Origin of the sequence: Bradyrhizobium sp. CCBAU 25360 (assembly GCF_028128695.1) — a bacterium.
Taxonomy (GTDB): domain Bacteria; phylum Pseudomonadota; class Alphaproteobacteria; order Rhizobiales; family Xanthobacteraceae; genus Bradyrhizobium; species Bradyrhizobium ottawaense.
Map to the genome: position 1 here is coordinate 195,917 of NZ_LBJA01000037.1, position 19,857 is coordinate 215,773.

The 19,857-nt window shown below is 63.7% G+C and carries 18 protein-coding genes; 11 read left to right on the plus strand and 7 right to left on the minus strand.

Going from position 1 to position 19,857, the window contains the following annotated elements:
• Positions 1–2: 2 nt before the first annotated feature.
• The 7 genes from XH81_RS15180 to XH81_RS15210 form a co-directional block, all read right to left on the minus strand.
• Positions 3–962, minus strand: a complete 960-nt coding sequence (locus XH81_RS15180; RefSeq protein WP_028141024.1) for a transketolase family protein — start codon at positions 960–962, stop codon at positions 3–5.
• A gap of 10 nt (positions 963–972) precedes the next feature.
• On the minus strand, positions 973–1,821 hold the full coding sequence (locus XH81_RS15185; RefSeq protein WP_080670094.1) for a transketolase: 849 nt from the start codon (positions 1,819–1,821) through the stop codon (positions 973–975).
• Positions 1,796–2,833, minus strand: coding sequence for an aminoglycoside phosphotransferase family protein (locus tag XH81_RS15190; protein ID WP_049801998.1), 1,038 nt, complete (start codon positions 2,831–2,833; stop codon positions 1,796–1,798). Before XH81_RS15190 ends, XH81_RS15185 begins: the two co-directional genes overlap by 26 nt.
• Positions 2,830–3,441 carry a hypothetical protein gene (locus tag XH81_RS15195; protein ID WP_240536481.1) on the minus strand — a complete coding sequence of 204 codons (612 nt, stop codon included), beginning with the start codon at positions 3,439–3,441 and terminating at the stop codon, positions 2,830–2,832. Before XH81_RS15195 ends, XH81_RS15190 begins: the two co-directional genes overlap by 4 nt.
• A gap of 5 nt (positions 3,442–3,446) precedes the next feature.
• Positions 3,447–4,448 (minus strand): NAD-dependent epimerase/dehydratase family protein, encoded by a 1,002-nt coding sequence (locus tag XH81_RS15200; protein ID WP_028141020.1) that lies wholly within the window; start codon positions 4,446–4,448, stop codon positions 3,447–3,449.
• A 27-nt stretch (positions 4,449–4,475) separates the two neighbouring features.
• A complete protein-coding gene (locus XH81_RS15205) occupies positions 4,476–6,041 on the minus strand; it encodes a PfkB family carbohydrate kinase (protein WP_028141019.1) in 1,566 nt (521 codons plus the stop codon).
• Positions 6,042–6,123: 82 nt separating this feature from the next.
• Positions 6,124–7,140, minus strand: coding sequence for an SDR family oxidoreductase (locus XH81_RS15210; RefSeq protein ID WP_028141018.1), 1,017 nt, complete (start codon positions 7,138–7,140; stop codon positions 6,124–6,126).
• A 165-nt stretch (positions 7,141–7,305) separates the two neighbouring features.
• On the opposite strand from XH81_RS15210, the gene XH81_RS15215 reads away from it, so the two are divergent.
• The 11 genes from XH81_RS15215 to rpoB all read left to right on the plus strand — a co-directional run bounded on the left by XH81_RS15215 (position 7,306) and on the right by rpoB (position 19,825).
• Positions 7,306–7,893, plus strand: coding sequence for an SIS domain-containing protein (locus XH81_RS15215; RefSeq protein WP_240536482.1), 588 nt, complete (start codon positions 7,306–7,308; stop codon positions 7,891–7,893).
• Positions 7,894–7,905: 12 nt separating this feature from the next.
• The gene (locus XH81_RS15220; RefSeq protein WP_028141016.1) at positions 7,906–8,925 is read left to right on the plus strand and encodes a lysylphosphatidylglycerol synthase transmembrane domain-containing protein; all 1,020 of its coding nucleotides are present in this window, start codon (positions 7,906–7,908) and stop codon (positions 8,923–8,925) included.
• Between the two features lie 85 nt (positions 8,926–9,010).
• Entirely contained in the window at positions 9,011–10,279 is a 1,269-nt protein-coding gene (locus XH81_RS15225) for a class I SAM-dependent methyltransferase (protein WP_028141015.1), read from the plus strand.
• 365 nt (positions 10,280–10,644) lie between these two features.
• Positions 10,645–10,836 (plus strand): preprotein translocase subunit SecE, encoded by a 192-nt coding sequence (secE, locus tag XH81_RS15230; RefSeq protein ID WP_026202711.1) that lies wholly within the window; start codon positions 10,645–10,647, stop codon positions 10,834–10,836.
• Positions 10,836–11,390: a transcription termination/antitermination protein NusG gene (nusG, locus tag XH81_RS15235; RefSeq protein WP_008136441.1), complete on the plus strand. Its 555-nt coding sequence runs from the start codon at positions 10,836–10,838 to the stop codon at positions 11,388–11,390. Before secE ends, nusG begins: the two co-directional genes overlap by 1 nt.
• 133 nt (positions 11,391–11,523) lie before the next feature.
• Entirely contained in the window at positions 11,524–11,952 is a 429-nt protein-coding gene (gene rplK / locus XH81_RS15240; protein ID WP_006611824.1) for a 50S ribosomal protein L11, read from the plus strand.
• Positions 11,953–11,958: 6 nt separating this feature from the next.
• Positions 11,959–12,651: a 50S ribosomal protein L1 gene (gene rplA / locus XH81_RS15245; protein WP_014494487.1), complete on the plus strand. Its 693-nt coding sequence runs from the start codon at positions 11,959–11,961 to the stop codon at positions 12,649–12,651.
• A gap of 89 nt (positions 12,652–12,740) precedes the next feature.
• Complete coding sequence (locus tag XH81_RS15250) at positions 12,741–13,694, plus strand: 2-hydroxyacid dehydrogenase (protein ID WP_028141014.1); 954 nt, start codon at positions 12,741–12,743, stop codon at positions 13,692–13,694.
• Between the two features lie 579 nt (positions 13,695–14,273).
• The gene (rplJ, locus tag XH81_RS15255) at positions 14,274–14,792 is read left to right on the plus strand and encodes a 50S ribosomal protein L10 (RefSeq protein ID WP_028141013.1); all 519 of its coding nucleotides are present in this window, start codon (positions 14,274–14,276) and stop codon (positions 14,790–14,792) included.
• Positions 14,793–14,846: 54 nt separating this feature from the next.
• A complete protein-coding gene (gene rplL / locus XH81_RS15260) occupies positions 14,847–15,224 on the plus strand; it encodes a 50S ribosomal protein L7/L12 (protein WP_018322255.1) in 378 nt (125 codons plus the stop codon).
• Positions 15,225–15,706: 482 nt separating this feature from the next.
• Positions 15,707–19,825, plus strand: a complete 4,119-nt coding sequence (gene rpoB / locus XH81_RS15265; protein WP_028141012.1) for a DNA-directed RNA polymerase subunit beta — start codon at positions 15,707–15,709, stop codon at positions 19,823–19,825.
• The last annotated feature ends 32 nt before the right edge of the window (positions 19,826–19,857 follow it).

Below are 19,857 nucleotides of genomic sequence, written 5' to 3' on the forward strand. Positions count from 1 at the left end.
CGTCAGGTGGAATGGAGTTGAGGAGCGGAGGTGCGCGACGCCGCGAGCGCGTGCTCGATCGAGGTCGCAATGGCGTTGGGCGCGAGGCCGTGCTTCTTCAGCAGCGAGTCCTGCGAGCCGTAATTGTGCATGAAGCGGTCCGGCAGCGACAGCCGCAGCATCGCGGGCAGGCCGGAGCCGAGCTTGTCGATCAGCGTCTCCGCAACCGCACTGCCGAGGCCGCCGGAGGGCACGTGCTCCTCCAGCGTTGCCACGAGCTTGATGCCGCGGATCGCTTGCAGTAGCGCTTCGGTGTCGAGCGGCTTCACCGTATGCATATGCAGGATGCCGGCGCGAATGCCTTGCGCGGCCAGCAGGTCGGCTGCGGCGATGGCGCGCTGGAGCATGATGCCGGTGGTCACCATGAGGACGTCGCCCGGCGGGCGCATCAGGATGGCCTTGCCGATCTCGAAGCCGTGCTCGGCCTTCGAGACGATGGCATCACCGCCCTTGCCGAGCCGGATGTAGATTGGTCCGGTCCAGTCGAGCGTCTTGTCCATCATGCGCGCGGCCTCGTCGGCGTCGCATGGGCAGACCACCGTCATGTTCGGCAGCGCCCTCATGATGGCGATGTCCTCGATCGCCTGGTGGGTGGGGCCGAGCGGCGCGTAGACGAGCCCGCCGCCATTGGCGATCAGCCGCACCGGCAGATTGTGCAAACAGAGATCGACGGCCACCTGCTCGTAGCAGCGGCGGGTGAGGAAGGTCGCGATGGTATTGACGTAAGGCACGAAGCCTTCCATCGCGAGGCCGGCCGACATGCCGATGATGTGCGCTTCCGAAATGCCCTCGATCAGATGGCGCTTGGGAAACTCCTTGCTCATCGCACGCAGCGTGCCGGCGCCGGGATCGGAGCCGATGTAAAGCACACGCTCGTCGCGCGCGGCGAGCTTGTGGACCATGTTCATCGCGGTGTTGCGCATGGGGAGCCGATCAAAAATCGCCGACGGCGACGCGGATGGCGTCGAGCTCACTGTCGGACAGCTTGTTCTTGTGATGCCAATCGGCGTTGGATTCTGCGGGCGGCAGACCCTTGCCCTTGACGGTATGGCAGATCACCGCGGTGGGCTTGCCCGGTACGGCCGGGACCTGCTTCAGGACGGTGCGCAGGGCGCCGACGTCGTGGCCGTTGAGCTCCTGCACGGCAAAGCCGAAGCTGCGCCATTTGTCCGCAAGCGGCTCCAGCGGCAGCACGTAGTCGGTGGGGCCGTAGCTCTGAAGCTTGTTGTAGTCGATCATCGCGACGAGGTTGTCGAGCCCGTGCTTGGCCGCGCCCATGGCGGCCTCCCACACCGATCCTTCGTTGATCTCGCCGTCGCCGAGCAGCACGAAGGTCCGGTAATTGCGCTCGCGCATGCGGGCGGCGAGCGCAAGGCCGACGCCGATCGACAGGCCGTGTCCGAGCGCGCCGGTCGACGCCTCGACACCCGGCACCATGCCGTATTCGGGATGTCCGCCCAAGATACTGTCGGAGCCGCAAAAGCCGTCGAGCTCCGACAGCGGGAAGAAGCCGCGATCGGCGAGCAGCGCGTAGAGCGCCAGGCACCCGTGCCCCTTGCTGAGGATCGCGCGGTCGCGTTCCGGATCGCGCGGGTTGTTCGGATCGATCCGCAGGATGTCGTCGTAGAGCACGCGGACCATTTCGATCAGCGACAGGGCCGGACCGACATGGCCGCGTCCTGCGGAGCGAACAGAACCAAGGACCAGGCGGCGCAAATAGAGACTGCGCTCGTCCAGCGTGCAGGTGAGGGCGGCTTCAGCGTGGGGTGAGATCTGGATCACGTTGGCAAATCGTTTGATGAAGCCGGCGTGCTTTGTCGAGCTGACCGGCAAGGCGGACCGTCAGATCGCCACCTTGCGCAGCCAAGGCGCGCCGGGAGCGGCTTTCGGGCAAATAGGCATTCAGGACAATCAGGCACCAGATCGCCCCGAACACAGGATACAGTACGTCACGGCGGATCGCAAACGCGTCATCCCTAGCCGCAAAGGCTTGCGTGAGGCGTTCGATGAGGCGATTCGCGCTTGTTGCGGGCAGATCGCTGCCGGGGTGGATCGCGGTATCGGACAGCAGTTTGACCGGATCGTCCCAGCCGAAATATTCGAAGTCGATGAAGCGCAGGCGGCCGTCTTCGCCGCGCAGCGCGTTGTGCAGTCCGAAATCGGACGGGCTCAATGCGCGATGCGCGGGCAGAAGGTCCGCTGCGGGATCCCGCCCCAGTTCCGCATAACGTTGGCGGAGCCTTTGGATGGCGACGGCCGTGCTGGGAACCAGGCTGCCGTCGATGAACGTACGCAGCTCGGGGTGATCCTGCGACTCGCGCGTCAACCCGTCGAGGCGCTGCTCGTACTGGGCGATGGCTTCCTCGGGTGAAAAGATGCTGGCTGACGCATTGCGCAAGGTCTGCGCACCTTCGGCGTCGCGCAGCTTCTGCAATTCGATCAGGAAATCGGCCAGCTGGTCGGCATCGTCGTCCCGGGGACGCAGCACCGCCGCGTCACCGTCGAACCATTGATACAGCGCGCAGAACGCATCCGCGTCCTTTGCAATCGGCCGCGGCGTCGATGTAATCCCATGGCGCGACAGAAACGTCAGCGCGTCATATTCCTGTCCCAGCCGGTCGCGCCCGTCGGACGGATAATGCTTGAGGGCGAGGGGTGGACCCTCCGCCATCTCCAGCCGAAACACCCTGTTGTTGCCGCCGGACCGCGCCGGGTGGGCGGCCGCGACCGTTGCTCCGGCAAGGCGGCTGCCGATCGACATCGCATCCGCTGCGCTGATGTCGGGCTCGCTCATGCCGCAAACACCTCGTCGCGGATGCCGGCCCATGTCGCGATCGGCGTGCAATGTTCGGGGTGCGGGGACTGCGAACGCGTGAACAGGATCGATCGCGTGTCCTTCGGGAAATGCGGCTGCTCGAAGACCTCGACGAGATCGTCGATGAAGATGTCCAGCTCCAGGCTCGCGAGCCTGTCGACCTTGGCCGCCATCGTGTCCTCGAAATAAACATCGCCACTGGCCACTGCCGCCTCCGCAGCGTCGATGAGGCCGGCGCCACGCAGCCAGCCGCGTGCGGCCTCGCGCAGGTCGGTATGGTCGGGGTCCTGATGACCGAATCGGGTCTTGTGGCTGACGATGTACACCCTGGCGCCGGCCTGTCTGCACGCCGCGAGGAATTCGCGCACGCCCGGATAAATTTCGGCGCCGCCAATGCCCTTGCCGTAGACGAAGCCTTGCAGGCCTTGCCAGGCGAGTTCGCCACCCGTGCGGGATCGCAAGAGATCCCGCACATCGTTCTTCAGCCCCTCCCAGCCCTCCGGCACCAGGTCGCGCTGACGCGCCGCGGCGGCAAAGACCTTGTCGTAGCAGATGATCGTGTTGTCGAAATCGATGCCGATCCGCACGCCGCTCACTTCAGGCTGATGTTCTGCATCATCTTGATGTTGAAATACCGGGGATCGTTGAGCGAGTTCGGCAGGCGGCCGGACCTGAAGGCGTCCACGAGGCCGGACACGGCCTGCTCGATCGTGTGCGTCGGTGCAAATCCGAGTTCGCGGCGGATCTTCTCCGAGGAGACGTGGTAGGAGCGCAGATCGTCGGTCGGCTCGACGGCGACCTCGACGTTGTTTCCGACCACCGATTTGACGATGTCGGCGATCTTCATCAGCGAGTGGTTCTCGTAGCCGATATTGTAGGTCTTGCCGTCGATCTTCGCGTCATCCTGCTGCAGCAGGAACAGATAGGCCGCCGACATGTCCTCGATGTGCAGATTGGGCCGCTTCTGCGTTCCGCCGAACACGCGGATGCGGCCGGTGTTGACCGCGAGGTTGGTCAGGATGTTGACCACGACGTCGAGCCGCTGCCGCGGTGCATAGCCGCAGACGGTGGCGGGACGAACCGTGCAGGTGACGAAGCCGGCCGCGGCCTCTTCGGCGAGGTCGGTCTCGCACATCGCCTTGAACTTGGAGTAGTCCGTGAGCGGCTCGCAGGACAGTTCCTCGGTCACCTCGGCCTCGTCCTTGATGCCGTAGACGCTCGAGGAGGAGGCGTAGATGAAGCGCTTGATGCCGGCCTTCTTCGCGGCGCGCACCATCGGACGGAAGCAGTCGTAGTTGATGGACTTGCCGAGCCCCGGATCGAGCTCGAACGAGGGATCGTTGGAGATGCAGGCGAGGTGGATCACCGCATTGTTGCCGCGCAGGGCCTCGTTGATCGCGGCCTCATCGCGGATGTCGCCCTTGATCAGGCGAAGGTTCGGATTGTTGCGAACCGCGTCGAAGACGGATTCGCCATACATGAACAGGTCGAGCACCGTGACCTTGTGGCCCGCTGCCAGCAACTGGGGAACCAGCACGCTGCCGACATAGCCGGCGCCGCCGGTGACCATCACGTTCCATTTCTGATCAATCACTGTCGTTCTCCAGATTTCCGGTTCGCGTTACTTCAACAACGCGGTGACGAATTTGACCAGCGGCGCCTTTTCGACCGAGTTGCGGTGACCGACGATGCCGACCTTGATCGCGCCTGCCGCGTTGCCGATGAAGGCGACGTCCTCGATATTGCCGCCGGCCGCCACCAGCGGCGCCGTGATCGTCAGGAAGGCATCGCCGGCGCCGACCGTGTCGACGACGGTCTTGGTGAAAGCGGGCACGCGCGCGACGCCGGTCTTCGACGAGAAGGGGTAGCAGCCGAAGGAGCCGTGCGTGATGATCATGTTGTCGCAATCGATCTTGCCGTGCAGGCGATTCTCGATCACCGACGCGATGTCGCTGAACTTGTCGGTCGCGGCCAGCCGCGCTTCCGGCGCGTCGATGCAGACGTAGTCGGCCCGCGGATATTTCGTGATCAGATTGTAGCCGTGGTTTCCGCTGTTGCTCTGGGCGTTGACCGCCAGGAACTTGGAGTTCGCGATGAGCGTGTCGATGGTGCTGGACGCGATCATGCCGTGACCGAAATCGGTGACGATCACCACGTCTCCGCCACGAACGCGCTCGGCGGTGATTCGGTCGATCTCCTTGCGCTCGGCCTCGTCGAGCGGCGTGTCGTCCATGGTGTAGACTTCGAAGAGCTTGTGCAGATAGCCCATCTCGACGTACCGCAATTTGCGGGTCGTCGGTCGGCCCTGAATGCGGATCGGCGTCAGCGTGACATTCGGGCGGACATGCGCGCGAATGAACTCCTCGGGGTAGTCGTTGCCGCCCAGCGTCGTGACGATCTCCACCGACTTGCAGAAGCTCGCCACGTGATTGGCCGCGGCAATGACGCCGCCGGCAAATTGCTCGCCATTCTTGAGCAGAGTGGCGACAATGTTCTCCTTCGAAGCCTTCCCGAGCGCCGTGACGTACTGGTATTCGTCGATGATGGTATCGCCGACCAGCACGACGTGCATGTCCTGGATCTTGTCGATCAGCTTCAGCAGGCGTTCGGCGCCGCCACCTTCGCGTACCTTCTGGAGGTAGTCGCGCAGGGGGGGATCGTAGATGTCGAAATAGCGGTTCAGCAGCGACGACGAGCTGAAGGTGACGTCGCGCGTGAAGACGATCCGTCCGCCATGACGTTCGACGGCCTCGCGCTCGGTGGCGATCTTGCCGGTGACGTCATCCTCGGGATTCTCGTAGTCCGAGCCCTTCACGTAGGTGTCGGGGCGCACGGTATCGAGGACCGGCTCGGCGCTGGAGGTCCGGTTGATGCCGACCCAGTCGACCGTGCCGAGCGCGGCCAGCATCTCGGCGCGCATGTTTTCCGGAAAGATCGGCCGTCCCGGGCCCTTGTTGACGAAACGGTCGGCGGTGATGGTCACGATGACCACGTCGGCCTCGTTGCGCGCCGCCAGGATGTGCCGGACGTGGCCGAGATGCACCAGATCGAACACGCCGTGGCAGAGCGCGACGGTCAGGCCCTTGGCCTGCGCGGCGCGAGCAATCTCGCCCAGTTCCTCGATCGTCCTGATCTTGTCGTGCGGTGCCGGATGGCCGGTCGGCTTGTCTGTCGCAGCATTACCCATGTGGATTACCCAAAGCGCCGGCAGGTCTCAGATGGCCGGCCTGAAATGATCGACTCGCAGCAACGATATCCGGCGAGCCTGTTCAAGAGCTTGCCTTCTGCGGTGAGCCGTCGTCGTCACCGAGATATTTGAACCAGTCCTTGGTGGCGTCGGCGATCTTGTCGACCGTCCACAAGGGCGCGTCCTTGTACTGATCCATCGACTTCAGCATCGTCGCGACGCCGTCCTCGAATTTCACCTTCGGCGTCCAGTTCAGGACCCGTTTGATTTTGGTGATGTCGGCGTAGGTGCAATCGGGCTCGCCCGGACGCTTGGGAATATGGACCTTGTCGCCGCCGAGAAGCTCGACCAGCCGGTTGACGCTGTAGGTGTTGTCCGAGCCGACGTTGAATATCTCGTGCGAGACATCGGAGCGCGCGGCGGTGACGAAGGCGTCCGCGACGTCGCTGACGAAGGTGAAATCGCGCGTCTGCTCGCCGTCGCCGACCACCGTGAAGGGCTTTCCGGCAAGCTTCTGCGCCATGAACACCCCGAACACGGCGCCGTAGGTGCCGGTGGTGCGATGGCGCGGCCCGTACACGTTGAACAGGCGCAGCGCGACCGCAGGCAGTTTGTAGACCTGGCACCAGTGCATGACGCACTGCTCGCCGAGATTCTTGGTAAGCGCGTAGGGATACATCGGCCGGATCTCGGCGCTCTCCGGCGTCGGATAGACGTCGGGAATGCCGTAACAGGACGACGAGGCGGCGTAGACGAAGCGCTTGGCGCCCGCGTGCCGCGCCGCTTCGAGGACGTTGACCGTGCCGTCGACATTGGCGCGATGATACGGGATCGGGGACTCGATCGAGGGAACGATGTCGGCCAGCGCCGCCAGATGGAAGACCCAGTCGATACCGTGGAAATACGGCTTGATCGACTCGAGATCGGTGACGTCGGCCCGGACGACTTTCAACTGGCTCGAACCGGCGCGTGCGGCCAGATTTTCGGGGCGACCGATCACGAAATTATCGAGCGCGATGACCTCGTGGCCGTCGTCGAGGAGACGATCGACGAGGTGACTTCCAATGAAGCCGGCGCCGCCAGTAACGATGCATTTCATGAGGAACATCCGTGACGCGAATGCCCAGCGAAACAGGCCCGCCAATGTTGAGTGAAACCCGAAAGCCGACTACCAGCCGCTCGCCGACTTTGCAAGTATTATACCTTTGCAATCCTTGGTAATAGCCGGTATCACCCGGTCATGTTGCAATCGAGCCGCCAGCCCATGCCCGCCGTGTCCGTCGATCCCGATCACAAGGCTTTCCTTGACGATTACGTGGGGCGCCTCCACCGCGCGACGGCGATCGACGACGGCGCTTTCGCCGCAATCTCCGCCACCCGCGCCACATGGTTGCGCGCGCGCGAGCAGGGCGGCCGCGTCATCTTCATCGGCAATGGCGGCTCGGCCGGCATCGCTTCGCATCTGGCGATCGATCTGGCGAAGAACGCATCGGTGCCTGCGCTCTGCTTCAGCGACGCGAGCATGATGTCGTGCCTTGCCAACGATTACGGATTCGAGGACTGGATCGCGCACGCCGTGCGGCTGAGCGCGCGTGCCGGCGACTGCCTCGTCGCGATCAGCTCCTCGGGGCGCTCGAAGAACATTCTCAACGCGGTTGCGCAGGCGCGGACGATGAAGCTCGATGTGATCACGCTGTCGGGCATGAATGCGGACAATCCGCTGCGCAATCTCGGCGACGTCAATTTCTTCGTCGATAGCCGCAGCTACAACATTGTCGAGACCACGCACCAGTTCTGGATGATGGCCGCGATCGATCTCGTGATCGGTCGCGCGGAATATCCGGCATCCTGAGGCGGGCATCCGATGCAGTCGCGGTTCAAACAGGCGGCCCTGTTTTCGGTAAAGCTGCTGCTGTCGATTGCCGTCCTGGTCTACATCGCGCGCGGTCTCGATCTGCAGCGGTTGCGCAGCCATCTCGTCTCGGTCGATCCTTTGCTGTTCGTCCTGGCGCTGGCGCTGATCTTCTTCCAGACCTTCGTGCTCAACGGCCGGTGGGAGCTGATCATGCGCGCGCTCGGCGTGTCGCTGGACTGGCTCGCGGGCTGGCGGATCCTCATGATCAGCCTCTGGTTCAATCAGGTGTTGCCGTCCTCGGTCGGCGGTGATGCGGTGCGGATGTGGCTGCTGCGCCAGCGCGGCGTGCAGTGGCCGGAGGCGGTCAAGGGCGTTGCAGCCGACCGTTTCACGGCATTGATCGGGCTGATCGCGCTGATGGTGGCCGGATTGCCGTTCCTGTTGTCGCGCGTGTCCGATCAGGCCGCGATCCTGGCCATCGGCGGGCTGACGCTGGCCGGCGTCGCTGGCACCGTGGTTCTGTTGACGCTCGACCGTCTGCCCAAGCGCCTCACCGCCCATCCGGCGATCGCAAGCTTCGTCCGGTTCGGAGCGCTGGTCAGGTTTCTCCTGCTGCAGTCCGAGCGCCGTGCTTTGCTGTTCGGGTCGGCGCTGCTCATCCATCTCGTGACCGCGGCGGCTTGCTTCGCCCTGGCGCGCGGTGTCGGAGCACAGCTTTCGGTGGTGGACGCCGGCATCCTGATTCCGCCCGTGGTGCTGTTGACGGCGGTCCCGATCTCGATCAGCGGGTGGGGTGTTCGCGAGGGGGCGATGGTCGCCTGCCTCGGTCTGGCGGGTGTCCCTTCCGAGGAGGCGCTGTCGGTTTCGCTGCTGCTGGGCGCCATCAGCGTGATCATCGGGCTCGTCGGCGGAGCGATCTGGCTGGCAAGTCCGGAGCGCGGATCGTATTCAGCGGACAAGGCCGCCAAGGCGGCGGAGGAAGCCCCCAGCTACGACGGGCTGGGCAAGGAAGTCTCGAGCCACCCATGACCCGCTTGAGTCCGTTGCTGGCGGTCTGGTCTTCACGGGGTGGGATTGCCTCACCCGATCGCGTATCTCATTTTTCGGTTCCACGATGAAAAATCTGTTCTACGTCCGCCACACCTGCCGCCTCTGTCATTCGGACAAGCAGGAGCTTGTCGTCCCGATGGCAGGCATGCCGATCGGCACGCCGAACTTCCAGGTCCCGGACGCCAGCGTCGACGATCCCGTGTTCCGCGCTGCGGTGCCGATGGCGCTGCATCTGTGCAGGGATTGCGGTCATCTCCAGATTCTCCATGTTGGTAATCCCGAGATCCAGTACCGCAACTACGTCTACACCACTTCGCTCTCGCTCGGTCTGCGCGAGCACTTCGCCGGCTACGCCAACGACGTCGTCAGCCGCTTCGGTGTCGCGCCCGGCTCGCTGGTCGTCGAACTCGGCAGCAACGATGGATCGCTGCTCGGCTTCTTCAAAGAGCGCGGCATGCGGGTGTTGGGTGTCGATCCCGCTGTGGACATCGCGAAGCGCGCGACGGAAGCGGGGATCGAGACCATCGGCGACTTCTTCACCGATGCCATTGGTCACCGCATCCTGCAGAGCCACGGTGCGGCGAGCGTCGTGATCGCCAACAACATGATCGCCAATGTCGACAATCTCGATCCGCTGGTGATCGGGGTTCGCGACGTGCTCGCGCCGGACGGATTGTTCGTCTTCGAAACGCAATACGGCGTCGACGTCACCGAGAAGAACCTGCTCGACACCGTCTATCACGAGCATCTGTCGTATTTTAACATCAAGCCGCTGATCCGCTTCTTTGCCCGGCTCGGCATGGAGCTGATCGACGTCCAGCACATCTGGACCAAGGGTGGCTCGATCCGCGTGACCGTGCAGCGTGCCGGTGGCGCCAAGAAGCCGTCGGCTGAGGTCGCGCGCTTCGTCGCCGAGGAAGAACGGCTCGGCGTCGATCAGCCGGCCTATTATGCGCCCTATGTGAAGCGGATCGCCGCGATCCGCGACGAGCTGGTCGCGATGGCTGATGCCGCCCATGCGCGCGGGCAGCTCGTTGCCGGCTACGGCGTCTCGGTCGGCACCACGACGCTGCTGCCGCAGTTCGGCCTGGAGAACAAGATCGACTTCCTGGTCGACGACGATCCCAAGAAGGGGAACGTGATGGCCGGCCCGGGTTACGACATCCCGATCCTGCCGCCTGCCGCCCTTTACGAGCGCAAGCCGGCGTTCGTCGTCGTCTTCGCCTGGCGTTATGTCGACCCGATCCGGGCCAAGCACGCCCGCTATTTCGCCGAAGGCGGAAAGTTCGTGGTGCCGCTGCCGGGCATTTCCATGGTCGAGCGGGCCGACTGACCGCGCAACGGCGCCGAGGCGGGCGCTCCGGGGGAGCGTCCGGAAGGAACCGGTCGGGCGCTGCGATTGCGCCCTGAAGGGTGGGTGGATAAGCCTTTGATCCGGCTGGGCTCTGCTCGAGCGCCCGGGAAGGTCGGCTGGTCCAGTCGGGCCCTCTATATCTTGACCTTTGGTCCTATCCGCAGTAGATACCCCGCACTCGCAGCCGGCCCGTTAGACGCGGATCTCCGGCGCGGCTTTGAAATCCCCGAACAATCGAGCCCGGTTTCCGGCTCATCCTTCGAGACAGAGGGCTGGGCCAACGGCGGCTGTTCGGATCCCTGAAATTCATTCGCGTCTGTCGACGGACGTTGGACATCAAAACGATGGCAGTCAGCCCGTTCAAGTTCTTGCAGGAAGTGCGCTCGGAGACCGCCAAGGTCACTTGGCCGACCCGCCGCGAGACCACGATCACCACCATCATGGTGTTCGTCATGGTCGCCGTGGCCTCGATCTTCTTCTTCGCCGCCGACCAGATCATCCGTGTCCTCATCACTTACCTTCTGGGCATTCACTGATGGCAACCGCAACCGCTCAACTGTCCGACAAGCGCTGGTACATCGTCCACGCCTACTCGAACTTCGAGAAGAAGGTCGCCGAATCGATCCGCGAGCAGGCCAAGCAGCGCGGGCTCGAGGAACTGTTCGAGCTGGTGCTGGTTCCGACCGAGAAGGTCACGGAAGTGCGCCGCGGCCGCAAGATCGACGCCGAGCGCAAGTTCTTCCCCGGCTATGTGCTGGTGAAGATGAAGCTGACCGACGAAGCATTTCACCTCATCAAGAACACGCCGAAGGTCACGGGCTTCCTCGGCGCTGAAAACAAGCCGATGCCGATCTCGGAATCCGAGGCCATGCGCATCCTGCACCAGGTGCAGGAAGGCGTGGAACGGCCGAAGGCGTCGGTGTCGTTCGAGATCGGCGAGAACGTGCGCGTGGCCGATGGCCCGTTCGCCTCGTTCTCGGGTGTCGTCGAGGAAATCGACGAGGCGCGCTCGCGCGTGAAGGTCGCGGTGTCGATCTTCGGCCGTGCCACGCCGGTCGAATTGGAATTCGGTCAGGTCGAGAAGGTCTGACCGGACGAGGCGTGAGACTTCGGTCTCGCGTTAGCAAGAGGCCGTGGGAGGGAGAGGGCGGTTGCCAGCCGCATCCGACCCAGACCACGAACCTGAAACCGCTGGCAGCCTGCCGGCACAACAGGAGTGATACATGGCAAAGAAAGTGACCGGATACCTGAAGCTTCAGGTCCCGGCCGGTGCGGCGAATCCTTCGCCCCCGATCGGTCCCGCGCTCGGTCAGCGCGGTCTCAACATCATGGAGTTCTGCAAGGCGTTCAACGCGCAGACCCAGAAGGAAGAGAAGAACACCCCGATTCCCGTCGTGATCACGATCTACGCCGATCGTTCGTTCACGTTCGAGATGAAGACGCCCCCGATGTCCTTCTTCCTCAAGCAGGCCGCCAAGATCCAGTCCGGCTCGAAGGCGCCGGGCCGTGACAAGGCCGGCAAGGTGACCAAGGCGCAGGTGCGCGAGATCGCCGAGAAGAAGATGAAGGATCTCAATTGCGATTCCATCGAATCGGCCATGAAGATGGTCGAGGGCTCTGCCCGTTCGATGGGCCTGGAAGTGGCGGGGTAAGCGGTCATGGCAATCGGAAAGCGTTTGAACAAAGCCCGCGAAGGTGTTGACCGCGAAAAGCTTTACCCGCTCGCGGACGCCATCAAGATGGTCAAGGAACGCGCGAAAGCGAAGTTCGACGAGACCATCGAGGTCGCGATCAATCTCGGCGTCGATCCGCGTCACGCCGACCAGATGGTCCGCGGCGTCGTGACCCTGCCGAACGGCACTGGCCGTACGCTCCGCGTCGGCGTGTTCGCCCGCGGTGCCAAGGCCGATGAGGCCAAGGCTGCTGGTGCCGACGTCGTCGGTGCCGAGGACCTGGTCGAGAAGGTGCAGAACGGCTCGATCGATTTCGACCGCTGCATCGCCACCCCCGACATGATGCCGCTGGTCGGCCGTCTCGGTAAGGTGCTCGGCCCGCGCGGCCTGATGCCGAACCCGAAGATCGGCACCGTGACCATGGACGTCACTGGTGCGGTGAAGGGTGCCAAGGGCGGCTCGGTCGAGTTCCGCGTCGAGAAGGCCGGCATCCTGCAGGCCGGCGTCGGCAAGGCCTCGTTCTCCGAGGAGAAGCTGGTCGAGAACATCAAGGCTCTGGCCGATGCTGTCTCGAAGGCGAAGCCGGCCGGTTCCAAGGGCACCTACATCCAGCGCGTTGCGGTGTCCTCGACCATGGGCCCCGGCGTGAAGGTCGAGCCGGGCACCATTCTCGGCTAAGTCTGAAAATTGCATGAGGCGAGGGGCGGAATTGGGCAACCGATTCCGCCCCTCGTCGTTTGTGGCAGGGCTCACCGGAAACAAGAGCAATGGCTGACAAGGTCCTGATCTATTCGCGCTTTCCCAAGACGATGATGGCGCGTTTCGCCGAGCGGTTCGAATTGCTCGACACCGGTGGCAAGCCCGCTAGCGAGGTGTTTTCGGCGGAGGAGCTCAGTGGCATCCGCGCACTGCTGACCGCAGGCGGCTCGCCGCTCGGCGCGGAGGCGATGGACCTGTTTCCGAAGCTCGGCGCGATCGTCTGCTACGGCACCGGCTATGACGGCGTCGATCTGAAGGCGGCAGCCAGCCGCAACATCGCGGTCGGCCACAGCCCGGGCGCCAACGCGGCCTCGGTCGCCGACATCGCGATGACCCTGATGCTGGCGACGACCCGGCGGATCCTGGTGGCCGACCAATATGTCCGCAGCGGTGACTGGGCGGCGTCGAAGCAATCGCCGATGATGCGGCCGCAGGCCGGCATGCCCGGCCGCCGCATCGGCGTCTACGGCATGGGCGAAATCGGCCGCAAGATCGCGGCGCGCTGCGCCGCCTTCGAGAGCGAGATCGGCTATTTCAGCCGCAGCAAATACGATCTGCCCTATCAATATTTCCCGACCCTGGAGGCACTGGCTGACTGGTGCAGCGTGCTGATGATCGCGGTCCGGGCAGGGGCCGAGACCCAGCACGTCGTCAATGCCGATATCCTGGGGCGCCTCGGCGCGGACGGCTACGTCGTCAACATCTCCCGCGGCTCCGTGATCGACGAGAAGGCGCTCGTGGCGGCGCTGACCGACAAGACCATCGCCGGCGCCGGCCTCGACGTCTTCGAGAAGGAACCGCACGCCCCCGACGCCCTGACCGCGCTGCCGAACGTGGTGTTCGCCCCCCATATCGGCGGCCACACCCTCGAATCGCACGTCGCCATGCAAGGCTGCGTCTTGGCCAATCTGACCGCGTCCTTCGAGGGCAGGCCGCTGCCTCATGCGGTCAAATCGGCCTGAATCGGTCCTTATCGGCCCGGATCAAGCGCCCAGGGCAACGGATTGGAACTGGTGTGAATTTTGCTCTTGGCAAGCAGGCACGGAGCGGTTAAAGAACCGCTTCCGGACGTGCCGGCCTCGGCTGGCGCGTTCGTGCACGCATTCCGAAAACCGAAGACAGGAGAAATTCCTTTTCAGGACGTCCGTGAGGATTTGCCCGAAAAGGAAGAAAGACCCGTCGGCTGGTGGAGTGCGGGCAGAGGTCGGGCGGTTCGCCGGCTGACCTTGTCCTGTCCAAGACTGCAGGCGCCTGCGGGGAATTTCGATTTCTCAAGGGCTTAATCGCATGGCCTGCATAGACGGGTGAAGACCGGATTTCACTTCGCCTTCCACCTTAAGGGTGGTTGCGAAACGGGTCTGGTTCGGACCTCGACACGCCGTGGGCTCTCACGAGCTCCCGGAGGGCAGGCTTTGAATCGTCGTCTCGCCCGGCGCGTGTCCGATGGGTTTTGACCCGGAGGTTCAGGTTTTGGGTGGGGCGATGGGTGCAACCCGGCGGTCCCGCTTTTCGCGATGACCGCCAACCGGAAAGAGCTTGCTGTGGAACGAGCGGCAAAAAAGGAAGCGGTCGAACAGCTCAACGGGGTCTTCAAGACCACGAGCGTCGCGGTCGTTGCTCAATATTCCGGCCTGACCGTCGCCCAGATGCAGAAGCTGCGCATGCAGATGAAGCAGGCTGGCGCTTCGGTGAAGGTCTCGAAGAACCGTCTCGCCAAAATTGCTCTTGAAGGCACTGACGTCGTTGCCATCGGCCCCATGCTGAAGGGACCGACCGTGATCGCCACTTCGAACGATCCGGTAGCGGCGCCAAAGGTCGCCATCGAATTCGCCAAGGCGAACGAAAAGTTCGTCATCGTCGGCGGCTCGATGGGGAAGACCGTCCTGAATGTCGACGGCGTGAAGGCGCTTGCCTCGCTGCCGTCGCTTGATGAACTGCGCGCCAAGATCGTCGGCCTGCTTGTGGCCCCGGCGACCAAGATCGCTCAGCTCGCCAATGCGCCCGCGGGCAAGCTCGCGCGCGTCATCCAGGCTCATGCCTCAAAGGGCGAAGCGGCCTGACGCCCTTCGCAAAACTCAAACCCGAACCAGACTTACACGTAAGGAAACTGAACAATGGCTGACTTGCAGAAGATCGTTGACGACCTCTCGAGCCTCACCGTGCTCGAAGCCGCTGAACTGGCGAAGCTCCTCGAAGAAAAGTGGGGCGTTTCGGCTGCCGCGGCTGTCGCCGTGGCCGGCCCGGCTGGTGGTGGCGCTGCCGCCGCTCCGGCGGAAGAGAAGACCGAGTTCACGGTCGTTCTCGCCAGCGCCGGCGACAAGAAGATCGAGGTCATCAAGGAAGTCCGCGCCATCACCGGCCTGGGCCTGAAGGAAGCAAAGGACCTCGTCGAGGGCGCGCCGAAGCCTGTCAAGGAAGGCGTGAACAAGGACGAAGCCGACAAGATCAAGGTCCAGCTCGAGAAGGCTGGCGCGAAGGTCGAGCTCAAGTAAGCACCGCTTACTGGCGAGGTCTCGGGCGAGCGTAAGCTTGGTCCGAGATCCTGCTTGCCCCTCAAAAAGGGGCGAGCCTGATGCAAAAGGCGTGCGACGGAACGTCCCGACGCAGGCCGAACACGAAAAAGTGTGGGGATTTGAGGGTTCGCCCCTCGAATCTCCACTATTGTCGCCCCATATCGGTTCGGCAGCACGAAAGCGCGGTGGGCAGGGATAGCGGATTCCCTGTAAGCCGTTGGGAGAGCAAGCTATTTCGGGCTTTTGCAGTCCGTGAAACGATCGTTGTGACGGGCGGGCGCGCACCAGCGCCCCGCGCGTCGTTTTGCGTTTTGAAGGTCTGAAGAACAGATTCAGGACATTCCGGCCTGAAGCTGAGTCTCCGGCCCCCAAAGCGGGTTCGAAAAATTCAACCCGGGGAGCGGTGGCAGCCGCGTCTCGGACGGTTCGCCCAGAGCGGGCGACGAAAATGAGAGGCCACGATGGCGCAGCAGACATTCACCGGTCGCAAACGCGTTCGCAAGTTCTTCGGACACATCAAGGAAGTCGCCGAGATGCCGAACCTCATCGAGGTTCAGAAGGCGTCCTATGACCAGTTCCTGATGGTCGATGAACCCCAGGGTGGCCGTCTCGACGAGGGTCTGCAGGCGGTGTTCCGCTCGGTGTTTCCGATCTCCGATTTCTCGGGCACCTCGATGCTGGAATTCGTCCGCTACGAGTTCGAGCAGCCGAAATACGACGTCGACGAGTGCCGCCAGCGCGGCATGACCTTCGCGGCTCCCCTCAAGGTGACGCTGCGCCTCATCGTGTTCGATATCGACGAGGAAACCGGCGCGAAGTCGGTGAAGGACATCAAGGAGCAGGACGTCTACATGGGCGATATCCCGCTCATGACGATGAACGGCACCTTCATCGTCAACGGCACCGAGCGCGTCATCGTCTCGCAGATGCACCGCTCGCCCGGCGTGTTCTTCGATCACGACAAAGGCAAGACCCATTCCTCGGGCAAGCTGCTGTTCGCCGCCCGCGTCATCCCGTATCGCGGCTCCTGGCTCGACATCGAGTTCGACGCCAAGGACATCGTCTATGCGCGTATCGACCGCCGCCGCAAGATTCCGGTGACGTCGCTGATGTTCGCCCTCGGCCTCGACGGCGAGGCGATCCTGTCGACGTTCTACAAGAAGATCCTCTACAAGCGGACCAAGGAAGGCTGGCGCGTTCCGTTCGACGCCAACCGTTTCCGCGGCTACTCGACCATCAACGACCTGATCGATGCCGACACCGGCAAGGTCGTGCTCGAGGCCGGCAAGAAGCTCACCGTCCGTGCCGCCCGCCAGCTCCAGGAGAAGGGGCTGAAGGCGCTGCGCATGGCCGATGAGGAGCTGGTCGGCAACTACATCGCCGAGGACCTCGTCAACCCGAAGACCGGTGAGATCCACGCCGAGGCCGGTGAGGAAATCACCGACAAGTCGATGAAGGTGCTCAACGAGCACGGCTACAAGGAACTGCCGCTGCTCGACATCGACCACGTCAATGTCGGCGCCTATATCCGCAACACGCTCTCGGCCGACAAGAACATGACGCGTGAAGACGCGCTGTTCGACATCTACCGCGTGATGCGCCCGGGCGAGCCGCCGACGCTGGATTCGGCGCAGGCCATGTTCCAGTCGCTGTTCTTCGACGCCGAGCGCTACGACCTCTCCGCGGTCGGCCGCGTCAAGATGAACATGCGCCTCGACCTCGATGCGCCCGACACCCAGCGTACGCTGCGCAAGGAAGACATCCTCTCCGTCATCAAGACGCTGGTGGATCTGCGCGACGGCAAGGGCGAGATCGACGACATCGACCATCTCGGCAATCGCCGCGTGCGTTCGGTCGGCGAGCTCATGGAGAACCAGTACCGCATCGGCCTGCTGCGCATGGAGCGCGCGATCAAGGAGCGCATGTCCTCGGTCGACATCGACACGGTCATGCCGCAGGACCTGATCAACGCGAAGCCGGCGGCTGCCGCCGTGCGCGAGTTCTTCGGCTCCTCGCAGCTCTCACAGTTCATGGACCAGACCAACCCGCTCAGCGAGATCACCCACAAGCGTCGTCTCTCGGCGCTTGGACCGGGCGGTCTGACCCGCGAGCGCGCCGGCTTCGAGGTGCGCGACGTGCATCCGACGCATTACGGCCGCATCTGCCCGATCGAGACGCCGGAAGGTCCGAACATCGGCCTGATCAACTCGCTCGCGACCTTCGCGCGCGTGAACAAGTACGGCTTCGTCGAGACGCCGTATCGCAAGGTCAAGGATGGCCGCGTCACCGACGAGGTCGTGTATCTCTCGGCGATGGAAGAGGGCCGCTACACGGTCGCGCAGGCCAACGTGCCGCTCGACCCGAAGGGCCGCTTCACCGAAGACCTCGTGGTCTGCCGTCATGCCGGCGAAGTCTTGCCGGTGACGCCCGACAAGGTCGACTACATGGACGTTTCGCCGAAGCAGCTCGTTTCGGTGGCCGCGGCGCTGATCCCGTTCCTCGAGAACGACGACGCCAACCGCGCGCTGATGGGCTCGAACATGCAGCGCCAGGCGGTGCCGCTGGTTCGTGCCGAGGCGCCGTTCGTCGGCACCGGCATGGAAGGCGTGGTTGCGCGTGACTCGGGCGCCGCGATCGCGGCGCGCCGTTCGGGCGTGATCGACCAGATCGACGCCACCCGCGTCGTCATCCGCGCCACGGAAGATCTCGATCCGACCAAGTCGGGCGTCGATATCTACCGTCTGATGAAGTACCAGCGCTCGAACCAGTCGACCTGCATCAACCAGCGTCCGCTGGTGAAGGTCGGCGACATCGTCAAGAAGGGCGACATCATCGCCGACGGTCCGTCGACCGATCTCGGTGAGCTCGCGCTCGGCCGCAACGTGCTCGTCGCGTTCATGCCGTGGAACGGCTACAACTTCGAAGACTCGATCCTGCTCTCCGAGCGGATCGTGAAGGAAGACGTTTTCACCTCGATTCATATTGAAGAGTTCGAGGTGATGGCCCGCGACACCAAGCTCGGACCTGAGGAAATCACCCGCGACATTCCGAACGTCTCGGAAGAAGCGCTGAAGAACCTCGACGAAGCCGGTATCGTCTACATCGGTGCGGAAGTGCGCGCCGGCGACATCCTGGTCGGCAAGATCACGCCGAAGGGCGAGAGCCCGATGACGCCGGAAGAGAAGCTCCTGCGCGCGATCTTCGGCGAGAAGGCTTCCGACGTTCGCGATACCTCGCTGCGCGTTCCTCCGGGCGTGCAGGGCACGATCGTGGAAGTGCGCGTGTTCAACCGTCACGGCGTCGACAAGGACGAGCGTGCGCTGGCGATCGAGCGGGAAGAGATCGAGCGTCTGGCCAAGGACCGCGACGACGAGCAGGCGATCCTGGACCGCAACGTCTACAACCGTCTTGCCGAGCTGCTCGAAGGGCGGCAGGGCATTGCCGGCCCGAAGGGCTTCAAGAAGGACACCAAGATCACCCGTGCGGTGCTCGAGGAGTACCCGAAGTCGCAGTGGTGGCTGTTCGCCTCGCCGAACGACAAGCTGATGGCCGAGATCGAGGCCATGCGGAAGCAGTACGACGAGTCGAAGAAGGGGCTGGAACAGCGCTTCCTCGACAAGGTCGAGAAGCTTCAGCGCGGTGACGAATTGCCGCCCGGCGTGATGAAGATGGTCAAGGTCTTCGTCGCGGTGAAGCGCAAGATCCAGCCCGGCGACAAGATGGCCGGCCGCCACGGCAACAAGGGCGTGGTGTCGAAGATCGTGCCGATCGAGGACATGCCGTTCCTCGAAGACGGTACGCACGCCGACATCGTGCTCAACCCGCTCGGCGTGCCTTCGCGCATGAACGTCGGACAGATCCTCGAGACCCATCTCGGCTGGGCCTGCGCCGGCCTCGGCAAGCGTATCGGCCAGACCGTCGATGCGTACCTGTCGAAGCAGGACATCAAGCCGCTGAAGGAGACCTTGAAGAAGGTCTACGGCGAGGACGAGACGATCAAGACGCTCAACGACAACGAGTTGATCGAGCTCGGCCATAACCTCAGCCGCGGTGTGCCGATCGCGACGCCGGTGTTCGACGGCGCCAAGGAAGCCGACATCGAGGAGATGCTGAAGCTTGCCGGTCTCGACGCTTCGGGTCAGTCGACCGTCTATGACGGCCGTACCGGCGATGCGTTCGATCGCAAGGTGACAGTGGGCTACATCTACATGCTCAAGCTGCACCATCTCGTGGACGACAAGATCCACGCGCGTTCGATCGGTCCGTACTCGCTCGTCACCCAGCAGCCGCTGGGCGGCAAGGCGCAGTTCGGTGGCCAGCGCTTCGGCGAAATGGAGGTGTGGGCGCTCGAGGCTTACGGCGCGGCGTACACGCTCCAGGAAATGCTGACGGTGAAGTCGGACGACGTCGCCGGCCGTACCAAGGTGTACGAGGCGATCGTGCGCGGCGACGACACGTTCGAGGCCGGTATTCCGGAATCGTTCAACGTGCTGGTCAAGGAAATGCGCTCGCTCGGCCTCAACGTCGACCTGCACAACTCCAAGGTTGGACCGGCGCCGACGTCGGAAGCGGCCGAGTAACACGACCTTTCATGCCCGGCCTTCACGGCCGG

Coding starts and splice junctions, on each gene's coding strand:
- XH81_RS15210 (WP_028141018.1), bottom strand. CDS start 7,140: ATGAAATGCATCGTTACTGGCGGCGCCGGCTTCATTGGAAGTCACCTC.
- XH81_RS15205 (WP_028141019.1), bottom strand. CDS start 6,041: ATGGGTAATGCTGCGACAGACAAGCCGACCGGCCATCCGGCACCGCAC.
- nusG (WP_008136441.1), top strand. CDS start 10,836: ATGGCAACCGCAACCGCTCAACTGTCCGACAAGCGCTGGTACATCGTC.
- XH81_RS15190 (WP_049801998.1), bottom strand. CDS start 2,833: ATGAGCGAGCCCGACATCAGCGCAGCGGATGCGATGTCGATCGGCAGC.
- rpoB (WP_028141012.1), top strand. CDS start 15,707: ATGGCGCAGCAGACATTCACCGGTCGCAAACGCGTTCGCAAGTTCTTC.
- rplA (WP_014494487.1), top strand. CDS start 11,959: ATGGCAATCGGAAAGCGTTTGAACAAAGCCCGCGAAGGTGTTGACCGC.
- XH81_RS15220 (WP_028141016.1), top strand. CDS start 7,906: ATGCAGTCGCGGTTCAAACAGGCGGCCCTGTTTTCGGTAAAGCTGCTG.
- XH81_RS15180 (WP_028141024.1), bottom strand. CDS start 962: ATGCGCAACACCGCGATGAACATGGTCCACAAGCTCGCCGCGCGCGAC.
- XH81_RS15250 (WP_028141014.1), top strand. CDS start 12,741: ATGGCTGACAAGGTCCTGATCTATTCGCGCTTTCCCAAGACGATGATG.
- XH81_RS15215 (WP_240536482.1), top strand. CDS start 7,306: ATGCCCGCCGTGTCCGTCGATCCCGATCACAAGGCTTTCCTTGACGAT.
- XH81_RS15225 (WP_028141015.1), top strand. CDS start 9,011: ATGAAAAATCTGTTCTACGTCCGCCACACCTGCCGCCTCTGTCATTCG.
- secE (WP_026202711.1), top strand. CDS start 10,645: ATGGCAGTCAGCCCGTTCAAGTTCTTGCAGGAAGTGCGCTCGGAGACC.
- rplL (WP_018322255.1), top strand. CDS start 14,847: ATGGCTGACTTGCAGAAGATCGTTGACGACCTCTCGAGCCTCACCGTG.
- rplK (WP_006611824.1), top strand. CDS start 11,524: ATGGCAAAGAAAGTGACCGGATACCTGAAGCTTCAGGTCCCGGCCGGT.